The sequence below is a fragment of the uncultured Porphyromonas sp. genome (genome assembly GCF_905372525.1).
Lineage (GTDB): Bacteria > Bacteroidota > Bacteroidia > Bacteroidales > Porphyromonadaceae > Porphyromonas.
Genome location: NZ_CAJPPN010000021.1, coordinates 1 through 13,749 on the forward strand (window position 1 = coordinate 1; position 13,749 = coordinate 13,749).

Below are 13,749 nucleotides of genomic sequence, written 5' to 3' on the forward strand. Positions count from 1 at the left end.
GGGTAGGAGAGGGAGTGGTACTAGGGGTGGCTTCCTCCTTGGGGGACTCCTTCTTGGGGGGAGGGAAGCCGATCTCGTGGATGGCGTGGGTCGGGCATACTACGACGCACTTACGGCAGAGTCGGCACTTGGTGTGGTCGATGTAGGAGAGGTTGTCTGCGATGGTGATGGCCTCGAACTTACACTCCTTGAAGCAGAGCGAGCAGCCGATGCAGGCATTCCCACAGGCCTTCTTTGCCACACCGCCCTTATCCTTATTGACGCAGCTGACGAAGATCCTTCGCCCCTTGGGCCCTCGGCGCCTTAGTTCGATGATGAACTTCGGGCAGGCCTTGACGCAGGCACCGCAGGCGACGCACTTGTCTTCGATGATTACGGGGAGTCTCGTCTCGCTGTCCATGTACATCGCGTCGAACTCGCAGGCATGGACGCAGTCGGCCATCCCTAGGCAGCCCCAGCTACAGTCGGTATCCCCCTTGTAGAGGGCTGAGGCGACGGCACAGCTGGATGCGCCGTCATAGACGTTGGTCCTAGGGCGCGCCTCGCAGGTACCATTACAGCGGACGACGGCTACGAGAGGGTCTTTCTTTGCTGCGGCCATCCCGAGGATTGCTCCGACCTTCTCCATCACTGGTGATCCGCCCACAGGACAGAAGAGTCCATCCAGTCCGCTCTCACTCTTGGCACAGGCGGCGGCGAAGGCGGCACAGCCGGGGAAGCCACAGCCCCCACAGTTGGCCTGGGGGAGGACCTCTGCGACCTCTGCTATGCGCGGGTCTTCCTTGACCTCAAATTTCTTGGATACGATGTAGAGCAGTCCGGCTCCGAGAGCTCCGATGAGTGCCAGTACGGCTATTGTGATGCCCATAGTATGGTTAGCGTTGAGATGTATCTGAGGGGGAGAGGGGGTGTACCTCTAGGGCTAGGGAGCGTCTGAGGCTACGGGCGCAGGTGTAGAGCGTCAGGTAGTAGAGGCAGAGGGCGAGCAGGGCCAGTAGGATCGAGGCCGTCTCGCTCCAGTGCAGGAGCTCCTGACCTATGCCTAGAGCTGAAAGCAGGAGGAGTAGGGGGAGGACGAAGGCAAGTAGGATGGCTCGCCGACCGATACTATTGCGTCCCTCGACGATGACTGCTTGGCCTACCTCGTAGTGCTCAGCCTGGTGTGTCGGTATGGACAGGAGGCGATCCTTGCAGTCGGCAGTGGTGCAGAAGTCCTTGGCATGGCACCCTGTGCAGGCGCTCAGCTGCTGAATCTTCACGATGAGCTCGCCGGGGTGCACTGCTGCCACGATCCCCGTACGTCGCTCTGACCCAGAGTTCTTTCTGTTCATAGTGGTGATACCTTGGATGGTGAGGAGCTGTAGTTATCAGCTCAGATCAGGGTATCCCTCCGTAGGGGAGGAGTACCCCCATACAAATCACATCAGCAAAAGTAGGTATTCTTCCAGAAAGATACAAGGGTGTTCCTCCCCGCTTTTAGGTACTGTTAAGTAATTTTACAGAGGAGTGTCTTTTGCGCCCTCAGAAGGGGGGGGTCTTTGCAAGAAGGGGCACCATAGGGGCATCATCGGACTGAGAGACCCTGAGGGGTAGGTGTCTCCTATACCATATATAATAGGTTAGGGACAGCTAGCTGGAGGGTATCCTCCGATGCTAGCTGTCCCTAGGGATGGGGGGCTCTCATATGGGGAGCTACCCCTCGGGGGATTAGTCTAGGAGTAGGGTGACGTTCTTGGCGATGAGCTGTCCCTTCTCGTTGCGGTCTAGCTCGAGCTCTACGTGGTCGCCTACGGAGAGGTTGTTGAAGACCGTCCCAGAGAGGCTCTTGTAGTGGAAGAAAGCGTTCTCGCTCATACCCACATCGATGAAGCCAAAGCCAGCCTTCAGCGCGTTGATATACCCCTCGGTGATTTCAGGTAGGGGCTCACTGGCACGCTTGATATGCTCCTCTAGGTCTGGGAGCTGGATCTTCCCCACGACCTTGACCTCGGGTACGGGGAGAGACTCCTGCACCGTCATGGTGAGCTTAGGCTGAGGCTCCTCGGCGATCTTCGTCTCGGACTCACTCTCGTCCTCAGAGTCTTCTACGGGCTTGACCTCCGTACTCTCGGGGATCGGGCGGGTACGTGCTGTGGGAGCCTGATAGGGACGTCCCTTGGTGTCCCTTAGCCGGTCGTCGGCACCATTCTTAGAGACGAAGAGTCCATTGATGATAGGATCGCTCCGATAGGCACGGCTATCGATGAGCTCGTTCATCATCACGGGATAGGTGGCCTCCTCTAGGAGCTCAAAGGACGTATACGTCGTCGTGGGCTCCTTCTTCTGCTCGCCGTCATGCTCTAGGTCCCAGCCGAGTACCATCACCCGAGTACCTAGGGCGTGGAGCTTCTTGACGAGTGGGATATAGTCTCCATCGGCAGCGATGAGTACTACGACGTCGAACTCCTGATGGAGTGCTCGCTCGTAGGCCTCGAGGGCAAAGAGGACATCCACTCCCTTCTCCTTCTTCTTCCCCTTGCCAGCACGAGAGAGGGGCAGGTGATGCTGTGTGACCCCCTCGGCGTTGAGCACGTCATCGAAGAGCCGTTCGTAGAACAGTACATCCCCAGCAGCCTTGGCAGCCTCACTCGCAGAGAGGCGACCGCGGAAGTAGTGAGCATCGACGATCTTGCACAGTTCAGGCTGTGTGGCCTCCATCTGGGCGATCTGGTAGCGTAGGAAGCGGTGTAGTCCCCCGACGCTCAGTCTACTCTTACGCTCGTGATGCTGATAATAAAAGGTACTTACGTGCCAAAAGTAATTCCCGTCGTAGAAGACACCTACGCGGGTCAGTTGTGATCTTTTTCCTTTAGTCATTATGCAAAAATTAAATTGTGATCCATGGGAGGGCAAAGCACTCGCCCACGGCATACAAAGATAGCTTTTTTACATAAAAGGCTCGTATCCCCGAGCATAACGTCCCTGAGTCGTACGTCCCTAAGAGTCCCCCGGTCGGGGTACCCTCAGCCCCGTCCGACTCTTCCCGCTACCTCCCCCCGATGATGTATCTAGGGTGGGGGAGCTGGCCTCATGACTAGGCTGATAGGAGCTCAGTCGGGGGGATCGGAGTTCCCTGCCAAGCGCCCTGAGTGCCCTGTCGTACCTGGGAGGGTACGCTCTAGGGATACCCTCCCAGACGCTCTGCGTATACCCCCCATTGCGCTCTCGACTAGAAGGGGAGAGTGTACACGTGAGTACACTCTAGTGTACGCGTGGGTACACTGTTGTATACACACGTGTACACTAGACCCCTCTCGGTAGGTCCTCTGGGATGGATATATCCAGCCCACTCCCTCGTCCCTCCCGCTCCCTACCTCACCTGCTCCCTAAGGGGGGGATTAGCCTGAGTGGTACGCCCCGAGCAGAGGTATACCCCTTAGGGATTTGGAAGTGTCAAAACATATGCTTTAATTTGTACTGAAGAAGGCTAAGGGTCACCCCCATTAGCCACTCGTACACATTCATCCCGAGAGATAATCAGTCTGACAACGTACTAGATAGCCTATAGGAGTAGCATTACATATCTACATAAAAGTAAGGTCGAACCGCCGCGTGCCTCCCCCTCTCTCCTGAGGGATCCCCTAGACGGGGCTGGAGCATGTCGGTACAAAAGCAAGACGGAAATGAAAAGATATGAAGGCATGATAGATGATGAGCTCGTTCATCTCTACGCTGCAGGTTGCGATGAGGCTTTCAATGAGTTGTTGGCACGGTATGATGCGTATGTGCATACCTATATCCGCTATTCCATCTCAGACGAAGACCAGGTGGAGGACGTCTTCCAAGAGGTCTTCATCAAGGTCATGCTCACCATTCGTCAGGGACGCTATACGGCGGAGGGTAAGTTCAAGAGCTGGCTGGGACGAGTCGCACACAACCTCGTCATCGATTACTTCCGCAGGCAGAAGGCCCGGGGAGCCTCCCAGCCCATCGAGAGCAACGACCCAGAGCAACCCCTACAGACCCTACAGGTTCCCTCGTCCGACCTGAGTGCCGAGGAGTCCATCATCCTACGGGAGCACCTTACCGACCTGAGTGAGGGGATCCGCCACCTCTCTCAGGAGCAGCAGGAGGTCGTACGTCTGCGCTACTGGGAGGATCTGAGCTTCAAGGAGATCGCAGAGCAGACGGGGGTGAGTATCAATACCGCTCTCGGGCGGATGCGCTATGCCCTAGCGCATCTGAAGCGTCACATGCGCTCATAGCCCTTCCCCTTTCCTGCACCCCATGATCGCCCCTAGGTGTCTACTGCTACTAGGCATGAGCCTCTGTGTCCCCGCTCTCGTGGGGGGCACAGATGCTCATGCTCAGCAGGGACGACCGGAGCATCAGCCCTATGTGGATCTACGTCGCTACTATCTAGGCTTCCGTATCGGGCTGCACACCTCTGACCTACACATTGTGAGTAGGGGAGAGCCAACCCCCGAGGGTACGACCCTCTGGGGGGAGACCCCGAGCTATCAGCCAGGCTTCAGTATCGGGGTCATCGGGGGGCTAGCCCTCGGCTCTGGGCTGGAGCTTCGCCTCTTGCCCACTCTGCATCTAGGAGAGAGCGAGGTCGCCTATACGGATGGTCGGCGAGAGGTCGGACGGTATAGCGTGAAGATGCACTTCGTGAGCCTGCCCCTAGAGCTCAAGTGGGGAGCCCTGCGCCTAGGTAATATCCGCCCCTTCGTCTCGGCGGGTATCTATACCCAGACGATGCTCGGGGGGAGTCGGGGCGATGTACTTCGCCTGCGGAGGATGGACTACGGGAGCTCGCTAGGTGTGGGCTGTGACTTCTACTTCCGTCTCTTCAAGCTCTCGCCTCAGCTGACCTTTAGCTACGGGATGGGTAATGTCCTCGATACCGATCGTCCGGATCTACGAGAGGATCGCCGCATCTACTATACGCAGGCACTAGAGCGGGTAGGGACACGTATGATCCTCCTCTCCCTGAGCTTCGAGTAGGAGCCTACGGAGGGACCGTATGATGTAAAAACGTATCTTTGTAGCGTTTTTCAGACATAGTATGCTGTAGGGAGGAGGGGAGAGAGACCTTGACCTTCCCCCGATACACCATTATAAGTAGGTACGATTTATGAGCCAAAAGTTCCCTGAATACGAGAGCTTACTGCTATCCGGGATCAACCAGAAGGTCCTGAACCGATGGCAGGAAGAAGACCTCTTCGCCCGAAGCCTCGCCCTGAGAGAGGGCGCCCCCTCGTTCGTCTTCTACGAAGGCCCCCCCTCAGCCAATGGGATGCCGGGGATTCACCACGTCATGGCTCGCTCGATCAAGGACATCTTCTGTCGGTACAAGACGATGAAGGGCTACCGCGTAGACCGCAAGGCCGGCTGGGATACCCACGGCTTGCCCGTAGAGCTCGGCGTAGAGAAGGCCCTCGGGATCACCAAGGAGGACATCGGCAAGACCATCAGCGTGGCAGACTACAACGCAGCCTGCCGACAGGAGGTGATGAAGTACACCCAGGAGTGGGAGGAGCTGACACGCCTCATGGGCTACTGGGTGGACATGGAGCACCCCTACATCACCTATGACAATAGATATATAGAGAGCCTCTGGTACCTACTCAGCGTCATCTACAAGAAGGGGCTCCTCTACAAGGGCTACACCATCCAACCCTATTCCCCAGCTGCAGGGACGGGGCTCAGCACCCATGAGCTGAACCAGCCGGGGTGCTATCGGGACGTAAAGGATACGACCTGCATCGCCCAGTTCCCCATCCTTAATCCTAAGGAGGAGATGAAGGGGCACGGGGCTGCCTATTTCCTAGCTTGGACGACAACCCCCTGGACACTTCCCTCCAACACCGCTCTCTGCGTCGGACCCACGATCGAGTACGTCGCCGTGCGTACCTACAACCCCTATAGCGGTGACCCGATCACCGTCGTCCTCGCCGAACCTCTCCTGCACACTCTCTTTGCTCAGGAGCTAGAGGGGCAGGAGGCACTCCGGGCTTACCAAAAGGGAGACAAGAAGCTCCCCTATCAGGTCGTCGGACGCTGGCAGGGTAGCGAGCTCGTGGGAATGCACTACGAGCAGCTACTCCCCTGGATGACTCCGAGTGGAGATGCCTTCCGAGTAATCTCTGGGGACTTTGTGACCACGAGTGACGGTACGGGGATCGTACATATCGCTCCTACCTTCGGGGCTGATGACAACAAGGTCGCCAAGCAGAGCGGCATCGGGGCTCTCCTCGTCCGCGACCGAGACGGCAACGAGCGTCCGATGGTGGATATGCGGGGACGACTGTACCGTATCGAGGACCTTGATCCTCAGTTCGTAGCCTCCTCGGTGAACGTCGATACCTACCGTGAGTATGCCGGTCGCTACGTCAAGAATGCCTACGATGAGACGCTCACCGAGAGCGATGAGACCCTCGACGTCTCCATAGCACTACACCTCAAGGGTGAAGGTCGGGTCTTCCGCATCGAGAAGCACGTACACTCCTATCCCCACTGCTGGCGCACGGACAAGCCCGTGCTCTACTATCCCCTAGATAGCTGGTTCATACGTACCACAGCCTGCCGGGAGGAGATGATGGAGCTCAATAGCAAGATCAACTGGAAGCCCGAGAGCACCGGTACGGGTCGCTTCGGTAAGTGGCTCGAGAACCTCCAGGACTGGAACCTCTCTCGTAGTCGCTACTGGGGTACTCCTCTACCTATATGGCGCACAGAGGACGGGCAGGAGGAGATCTGCATCAGCTCTGTCGAGGAGCTCTACAACGAGATCGAACGCTCCGTACAGGCGGGCTTCATGCCGAAGAACCCCTGGGCAGACTTCACCCCAGGGCTCTACACCAAGGAGAACTACGACAAGATCGACCTACATCGTCCCTACGTGGATGAGTTCATCCTCGTCTCTCCCTCGGGCAAGCCTATGCGTAGGGAGACAGACCTCATCGACGTATGGTTCGACTCTGGCGCTATGCCCTACGCCCAGCTACACTACCCCTTCGAGAACAAGGAGCTGCTGGAGAGTGGCCGAGCCTTCCCCGCAGACTTCATCGCAGAGGGGGTAGACCAGACACGTGGGTGGTTCTTCACCCTACACGCTGTGGCCACGATGGTCTCCCACCAGAGCTCCTACAAGGCGGTCATCTCCAACGGCCTCGTGCTGGACAAGAATGGCAACAAGATGAGTAAGCGTCTCGGCAATGCCGTAGACCCCTTCTCTACAATCCGCGAATACGGCTCCGACCCACTACGCTGGTATATGATCAGCAACTCCTCGCCCTGGGACAACCTGAAGTTTGACCTAGAGGGCATCGATGAGGTGCGCCGTAAGTTCTTCGCTACCCTCTACAACACCTACCAGTTCTTCGCTCTCTATGCCAACCTCGATGGCTTCACGGCCGAGGCTACAGAGGTGCCTCTCAGTGAGCGTGCCGAGATCGACCGCTGGGTACTCTCCGCTCTCAATAGCCTGATCCTAGAGGTAGACCGAGACCTAGAGGACTACGAGCCCACCAAGGCCGCTCGTGCTATCGGGGACTTCGTCTCGGAGCAGCTGAGCAACTGGTACGTACGTCTCTCTCGTCGCCGCTTCTGGGCAGGCGAGATGACCACTGACAAGCTCTCCGCCTACCAGACCCTCTACCACTGTCTGGTCACGGTAGCGAAGCTCATGGCTCCTATCGCCCCCTTCTACTCCGACCAGCTCTACCGAGACCTCGTCAGCCGAGGGACGAACGAGACGCAGTACTCCGTACACCTAGCAGACTTCCCCGTAGCAGACCGCACCGCTATCAATGCTGAGCTAGAGCGTAGCATGAGCCTAGCGCAGAGCATCTGCTCGATGGTGCTCGCTCTGAGACGCAAGGTCAATATCAAGGTGCGCCAGCCCCTACAGCGCCTCATGACCCCCGTAACCAGCGCCGAGGAGCGTGCTGCGATAGAGCCCGTCATCCCACTGATCCTCAGCGAGGTCAACCTCAAGGAACTCCAGTTCGTCTCCGACGGAGGAGAGGGGATCCTCGTCAAGCGTATCCGCCCCGACTTCAAGAAGCTCGGCCCACGCTATGGCAAGATCATGAAGCCCCTAGCCGAGGCACTCACCGCCCTCGAGCAGGCCCAGATCCTAGAGCTAGAGCGCACCGGTAAGCTCACTCTGAGCGTCGCTGGTACGGAGGTGCTCCTAGAGCGGGAGGATGTAGATATCTATTCTGAGGATATCCCCGGCTGGCTCGTGGCCAACGAGGGGACACTCACCATAGCCCTAGACATCACGGTCACCGAGGAACTACGCCTAGAGGGGACCGCCCGAGAGCTCATTAACCGCATACAGAACCTAAGGAAGCAAAGTGGCTACGAGGTCAGTGACCGCATCCGAGTCCTCCTACCCGAGGATGAGGAACTCGCGAGGGTGCTCGGCCGCTATGGCTCCTACATCGCTCGAGAGGTACAGGCCGTGAGCATCGACCAGCGTGCCGACTTCACACCACTCCTAGAGCTGGATCTGGACGACAGACTGATCCCTATATACATCGAGCGCGAGAATATCTAAAACACAAGCTGGGCGAGGGAGGTCGTCACCTCAGACCCCCCTCCCCGTCCAGCCCTTTACCCACTATACTATCCAATGAGTACAGAAAAGACCTCTTACACGGATGAAGAACTCCAAGAATTCAAGGAACTAATCCTACACAAGCTGGATCAGGCGATCAAGGACTACGAGCTCCTGCGAGGCAGTGCTACCAACTCCTCGGAGAACGATGTGGCCGATACGCTCCCGACCTTCAAGGCTGTCCACGAGGGCGCTGTAGCCCTCTCCAAGGGTGAGGCAGGGCGTATGGCCGAGCGTCTACTGAAGTTCATCCACAACCTGCAGGCCGCTCTGCGCCGTATCGAGAATAAGACCTACGGTATCTGCCGCGAGACGGGCAAGCTCATCCCTAAGGAACGCCTCCGTGCTGTGCCCCATGCTACCCTAAGCATCGAGGCCAAGCTCAACGAGAAGAAATAAGCATGACCGAAGGCAAAGGCACCAGAAACAACCTAATTATCTGCCTCACATTCATCCTCCTGCTCCTAGTCATCGATCAGGTGACGAAGATCTGGGTAAAGACGACGATGATCGAGGGAGAGATGCACGAGATCGCCTCGTGGTTCAAGATTTACTTCGTGGAGAACGAGGGGATGGCCTATGGGATCACCATCGGGAGCAAGCTCCTGCTGACGCTCTTCCGCATCCTAGCCATGAGTGCAGGGCTCTACTACCTCATCAAGATTATCCGCATGGGGCGGTTTGGCTTACCATTCAGTCTGTGTATCTCGCTCGTTGTAGCAGGGGGCTTTGGTAATATCATAGACTGCCTCTTCTATGGGGAGGTATTTACCTCGAGCCACGGAGCTGTGGCCCAGCTTGTCCCTTGGGGGCAGGGCTATGGGGACTTCCTGCACGGTAAGGTCGTAGACATGCTCTACTTCCCGATCATACGTACGACTTACCCTAGCTGGAGCCCGATCCATGCTGGTGAGCCCTTCGTCTTCTTCAGTCCTATCTTCAACTTTGCAGACTCCTGCATTACCACCGGGGTACTGATCCTACTCCTCTTCTACCGCAAGACCTGCACAGCAGCCCTGGAGCTCCTCCAGCACAAGGGACAGACCACCTCTACTCCCCCCGAGGCTTAGCCATGCTCCCCCCCCGACGACTCCTGCGCTCACGGCTCACAGCGTATCTCCTACTCACCCTCCTCGCTCTCGGAGTGGGGCAGGGCTGTCGCTCCCATGGCTGGCATCGGGTGGATCTGCAGACGATGCAGCGTATCATGGGGGAGATGGCGATGGCTGAGGCTTCGTTCTCGGAGCGTGGTCTGTCAGATAGCCTACGTATCATCGGCTATCAGGCTCTCCTCGCTCGCTACGACATCACCCTACAGGACTGGGATAGCTCCCTCGTCTGGTACAGTACCCACGAGCTGGAGAACTATACGAAGATCTACGAGTATGCTACAGCCGACCTCACGAGCCGCCAGACTCAGCTCAAGCAGCGCATCGACAGCCTAGAGCGTATCCAGGAGCGACTACGACGCTGGCGAGCTGGCGACCTAGACTCGGTGAACCTACTAGAGGATAGCGTCTCCTATTATCCCGCTGGGGGGTATGTAGAGCGGACCTTCGAGTACACTCCTGATATGAGCTACTCGGCTCCAGCTCAGGTCTCCTTCGCCGTACGGGTGCTGGGGCAGGGAGGCAAGGGGAGCCGTCCACTACGCCTCAGCCTCCATCTGGCACTCACGGACTCGACGCAGCTCTCCCGGGAGCTTCGCCTCTCTCGTGCGGGGCTTCACGAGATCCGCATCGACCTCCCCGAGGGGAAGTCCATGCGTACGGCCTATGGTAGTCTAAGGGGCTTTGCTCCGAGCGCCAAGGGCTCGCTGCTGGCTATCGATAGCTTTAGCTTCGCTCGCTACAAGCCCGCAGTACCCGATGCACCTGCCCCCGAGGAGACCCTCTCAGAGGGCGAAGGCAATCAACCTGAGGTGCTATGAGCCCCGTAGGAGCCACTCCAGGAGCGGGCAAGGGGGAGAGACCCTCGCCCTTCTATGCTAGTCATAGCCTTCGTCTAGGGGGCTACATCGCTCGTTGGATAGCTGTACGGCTCACCCCAGCGGGCACCCTAGAGCTCCGTCCCTTCACCGAGGAGACGGAGCGAACGATATTCATAAACGGGACCATCACATTAGTCGCCCCGACTCTACCCCTAGAGCAAGGGCAGGAGGAGCTCATCGACTTCCCTGCACTCGTTCGGCTCACGGCAACACATCGCCCCCCCTGGAGGCTGCTCCTGCCAGATGAGACTCGGGGGACGGGCACAAGGTGACCACAATAAACTAGATCACATGTCTGAACGAAAAGTCCGAGTACGCTTTGCCCCTAGCCCTACAGGGGCACTCCACATCGGAGGGGTACGCACCGCTCTCTATAACTATCTATTTGCCAAGGCACATGGTGGCGAGCTCCTCCTACGTATCGAGGATACGGATAGTCAGCGCTTCGTCCCAGGGGCGGAGGCCTATATCATCGAGTCGCTGAAGTGGCTCGGGATAGGCTTCGACGAAGGAGTAAGCTACGGGGGAGACCTCGGGCCCTATCGACAGAGCGAGCGCCGAGACATCTACCGACACTACGTCCAGGAGCTCCTCGACAAGGGGAAGGCCTATATCGCCTTCGACACGCCTGAGGAGCTTGAGGAGAAGCGTCGGAGCATTCCGAACTTCCAGTACGATGCCTCCACCCGAGGCTCTATGCGCAACTCCCTGAGCCTACCCAGAGAGGAGGTCGATCGCCTACTGAGTGCGGGCCAGCAGCATGTCGTTCGCTTCCTCGTGGAGCCCAATGTGGAGGTAGAGGTAGATGATATGATCCGTGGACGTGTGACCTTCAATAGCTCTGTGCTCGACGACAAGGTCCTCTACAAGAGTGCAGACGACCTACCCACCTATCACCTAGCCAATATCGTCGACGACCACCTCATGCAGATCACCCACGTGATCCGTGGAGAGGAGTGGCTCCCTAGCTCACCCCTGCATGTCCTGCTCTACCGAGCCTTCGGCTGGGAGGATACGATGCCTCGCTTCGCCCACCTAGCCCTCCTGCTCAAGCCCGAGGGCAATGGCAAGCTCAGTAAGCGTGACGGTGATCGCCTGGGCTTCCCCGTCTTCCCCCTTCGCTGGGTAGACCCGAAGACGGGTGAGGTCTCCTCGGGCTACAGAGAGAGTGGTTACCTGCCCGAGGCTGTCGTGAACTTCGTAGCACTCCTAGGCTGGAATCCCGGCAATGAGCATAGCGAGGTCATGAGTCTCGAGGAGCTCGTCCGCTACTTCGACCTAGAGAAGTGTAGCCGTTCGGGAGCAAAGTTTGACTACGAGAAGGGTAAGTGGTTCAACCACTATTATATCCAGCAGTCCTCGGATGAGCGCCTAGCACTCCTACTCCGCCCTTACTTCGAGGAGACAAAGTATCCCTTTGACCTCGCCTTTGTCACCCGCTGTATCGCCCTCGTGAAGGAGCGAGCACAAACACTCTCCGAACTCTTTGACCAGCTTAGCTACTTCTTCGTCGCTCCTACGACCTATGACGAGAAGACCGTAGCGAAGCGGTGGAAGGCAGAGAGTGCATCGCAGATGCGGGAGCTCATGGAGCTCCTAAGTACGCTCTCTGAGAAGCTCCCCTCGGAGGATACCGAGGGTCGGGTGAAGGCTTGGCTCGAGGAGCGTGGCTACGGGATGGGTGCTGTGATGAACTGCTTCCGTCTCGCACTGGTCGGGGCTGCTAAGGGACCTCATCTCTTTGACATCACGGCACTCCTAGGGCGCGAGGAGACGCTTCGTCGTCTGGCTCGCATCATTGAGGTCCTTGGGTAAGCTTGCATGTGCTATCGATGAATCCACTCTATAGCTTTGCTGGTATTCTTGCCTCTGCGGCACTACATCTAGCCTCCACATTCAACCCGAAGGCTCGGCTTATCGTCGAGGGACGGCGTGCTACGCCCGAGCGTCTGAGCAAGCTCGACCCCGAGCGTCCGGTAGCATGGTTTCATGCCTCTTCGCTAGGGGAGTTTGAGCAGGGACGTCCGTTGATCGAGGCGCTGCGTCGTACTCATCCCGAGTATCAGATCCTCCTCTCGTTCTTCAGCCCCTCGGGCTATACGGTGCGGCATGACTATGCCGGAGCGGACGTGGTCGTCTACCTTCCCTCTGATCGTCAGCCCTCGGTGGATCACTTCCTAGAGCTAGCACACCCCTCACTAGTCGTCATCGTCAAGTATGACTTCTGGCCAACGATGCTCTATGCCCTCGCTAAGCGAAGGATCCCTACCTATCTGGTCTCGGCGATCTTCCGTCGGGAGCAGCTCTTCTTCCGCCCATGGGGAGGGTGGTATCTCCGCCTGCTGACACTCTTTGAGCACCTCTTTGTGCAGGATGAACCCTCTAGGAGGCTCCTCGTAGAGCATGGTATCGAGGCTGTGAGCGTGACGGGGGATACTCGCTTCGATCGTGTGATGGAGATAGCCGAGGAGGCAAAAGATATCCCCGAGGCTGCCTGCTTAGAGGGGCGAGTACTCGTCGCTGGGAGTTCTTGGCCAGAGGATGAGGAGCTCCTCATCCCCTATTTCAATGAGGCTCCCTCGGACTTCAAGCTCATTATCGCCCCTCATGAGATCCATGAGGAGCATCTGCAGACGATCGAGGCGAAGCTACAGCGTCCCTTTGCCCGCTATACCGAGGTAAAGGCGGGGCGAGTAACAGCACCCTATGAGTGTCTGATTATTGACTGCTTCGGTCTACTCTCCTCTATCTATCGCTACGGGCGTTATGCCTATGTCGGGGGAGGCTTTGGCAAGAGTGTGCACAATACCCTAGAGGCCGCCGTGTATGGTATCCCTGTCTTCTTTGGCCCCGAGATACACAAGCATCGGGAGGTACGAGAGCTCTGCACCGAGGAGGTAGGCTTCGTCCTACATACGCAGGCGGAGCTCGCGAAGCTCATCGCACGCTTTGACCAGAGCCAGGAGGCACGGGCTGTCGCCTCTCGAGCTCGAGACTACTTCGCTACCCAGCGTGGGGCAACAAAGACAATCCTGAAGGCTCTCTTCCCCGAGGAATAGACTTCCTGAGATAGAAGTCTATGAAAAAGGAAGGCGACACACTCCATATCTAAGAGTCTGTCGCCTTCCCTTTTTGCCCTTGATGGGGC

At 57.7% G+C, this 13,749-nt stretch carries 12 protein-coding genes; 9 read left to right on the forward strand and 3 right to left on the reverse strand.

The genetic code is table 11. The annotated features are described in order from the left end of the window. From QZ170_RS05210 to QZ170_RS05220, 3 genes are all read right to left on the reverse strand, one after another. The coding region (locus tag QZ170_RS05210; protein WP_297178155.1) for a Fe-S cluster domain-containing protein at nucleotides 1-868 on the reverse strand (868 nt) is incomplete at its 3' end. 7 nt (nucleotides 869-875) lie between these two features. Further along, the gene (locus QZ170_RS05215) at nucleotides 876-1,331 is read right to left on the reverse strand and encodes a SoxR reducing system RseC family protein (protein ID WP_297178158.1); all 456 of its coding nucleotides are present in this window, start codon (nucleotides 1,329-1,331) and stop codon (nucleotides 876-878) included. A gap of 376 nt (nucleotides 1,332-1,707) precedes the next feature. Beyond that, nucleotides 1,708-2,856, reverse strand: a complete 1,149-nt coding sequence (locus QZ170_RS05220) for an NYN domain-containing protein (protein WP_297178161.1) — start codon at nucleotides 2,854-2,856, stop codon at nucleotides 1,708-1,710. Between the two features lie 806 nt (nucleotides 2,857-3,662). Here QZ170_RS05220 and QZ170_RS05225 point away from each other — a divergent pair. The 9 genes from QZ170_RS05225 (at nucleotide 3,663) to QZ170_RS05265 (ending at nucleotide 13,660) form a co-directional block, all read left to right on the forward strand. Continuing rightward, nucleotides 3,663-4,244 carry a sigma-70 family RNA polymerase sigma factor gene (locus tag QZ170_RS05225; RefSeq protein WP_297178164.1) on the forward strand — a complete coding sequence of 194 codons (582 nt, stop codon included), beginning with the start codon at nucleotides 3,663-3,665 and terminating at the stop codon, nucleotides 4,242-4,244. Between the two features lie 55 nt (nucleotides 4,245-4,299). Then, a complete protein-coding gene (locus QZ170_RS05230) occupies nucleotides 4,300-4,989 on the forward strand; it encodes a porin family protein (protein WP_297178166.1) in 690 nt (229 codons plus the stop codon). 130 nt (nucleotides 4,990-5,119) lie between these two features. Beyond that, nucleotides 5,120-8,551 (forward strand): isoleucine--tRNA ligase, encoded by a 3,432-nt coding sequence (gene ileS / locus QZ170_RS05235; RefSeq protein WP_297178170.1) that lies wholly within the window; start codon nucleotides 5,120-5,122, stop codon nucleotides 8,549-8,551. Nucleotides 8,552-8,626: 75 nt separating this feature from the next. Next, the gene (locus tag QZ170_RS05240) at nucleotides 8,627-9,010 is read left to right on the forward strand and encodes a TraR/DksA C4-type zinc finger protein (RefSeq protein WP_297178173.1); all 384 of its coding nucleotides are present in this window, start codon (nucleotides 8,627-8,629) and stop codon (nucleotides 9,008-9,010) included. A 2-nt stretch (nucleotides 9,011-9,012) separates the two neighbouring features. Continuing rightward, complete coding sequence (locus tag QZ170_RS05245; RefSeq protein WP_297178176.1) at nucleotides 9,013-9,681, forward strand: lipoprotein signal peptidase; 669 nt, start codon at nucleotides 9,013-9,015, stop codon at nucleotides 9,679-9,681. 2 nt (nucleotides 9,682-9,683) lie between these two features. Next, complete coding sequence (locus QZ170_RS05250) at nucleotides 9,684-10,541, forward strand: DUF4296 domain-containing protein (RefSeq protein ID WP_297178179.1); 858 nt, start codon at nucleotides 9,684-9,686, stop codon at nucleotides 10,539-10,541. Then, nucleotides 10,538-10,873 carry a hypothetical protein gene (locus tag QZ170_RS05255; RefSeq protein WP_297178181.1) on the forward strand — a complete coding sequence of 112 codons (336 nt, stop codon included), beginning with the start codon at nucleotides 10,538-10,540 and terminating at the stop codon, nucleotides 10,871-10,873. Before QZ170_RS05250 ends, QZ170_RS05255 begins: the two co-directional genes overlap by 4 nt. A 19-nt stretch (nucleotides 10,874-10,892) precedes the next feature. Next, entirely contained in the window at nucleotides 10,893-12,416 is a 1,524-nt protein-coding gene (gltX, locus tag QZ170_RS05260) for a glutamate--tRNA ligase (RefSeq protein ID WP_297178184.1), read from the forward strand. 17 nt (nucleotides 12,417-12,433) lie between these two features. Continuing rightward, nucleotides 12,434-13,660, forward strand: coding sequence for a glycosyltransferase N-terminal domain-containing protein (locus QZ170_RS05265; protein WP_297178186.1), 1,227 nt, complete (start codon nucleotides 12,434-12,436; stop codon nucleotides 13,658-13,660). Nucleotides 13,661-13,749: the final 89 nt, after the last annotated feature.

Coding starts and splice junctions, on each gene's coding strand:
- QZ170_RS05215 (WP_297178158.1), bottom strand. CDS start 1,331: ATGAACAGAAAGAACTCTGGGTCAGAGCGACGTACGGGGATCGTGGCA.
- QZ170_RS05265 (WP_297178186.1), top strand. CDS start 12,434: ATGAATCCACTCTATAGCTTTGCTGGTATTCTTGCCTCTGCGGCACTA.
- QZ170_RS05220 (WP_297178161.1), bottom strand. CDS start 2,856: ATGACTAAAGGAAAAAGATCACAACTGACCCGCGTAGGTGTCTTCTAC.
- QZ170_RS05225 (WP_297178164.1), top strand. CDS start 3,663: ATGAAAAGATATGAAGGCATGATAGATGATGAGCTCGTTCATCTCTAC.
- gltX (WP_297178184.1), top strand. CDS start 10,893: ATGTCTGAACGAAAAGTCCGAGTACGCTTTGCCCCTAGCCCTACAGGG.
- QZ170_RS05250 (WP_297178179.1), top strand. CDS start 9,684: ATGCTCCCCCCCCGACGACTCCTGCGCTCACGGCTCACAGCGTATCTC.
- ileS (WP_297178170.1), top strand. CDS start 5,120: ATGAGCCAAAAGTTCCCTGAATACGAGAGCTTACTGCTATCCGGGATC.
- QZ170_RS05245 (WP_297178176.1), top strand. CDS start 9,013: ATGACCGAAGGCAAAGGCACCAGAAACAACCTAATTATCTGCCTCACA.
- QZ170_RS05255 (WP_297178181.1), top strand. CDS start 10,538: ATGAGCCCCGTAGGAGCCACTCCAGGAGCGGGCAAGGGGGAGAGACCC.
- QZ170_RS05240 (WP_297178173.1), top strand. CDS start 8,627: ATGAGTACAGAAAAGACCTCTTACACGGATGAAGAACTCCAAGAATTC.
- QZ170_RS05230 (WP_297178166.1), top strand. CDS start 4,300: ATGAGCCTCTGTGTCCCCGCTCTCGTGGGGGGCACAGATGCTCATGCT.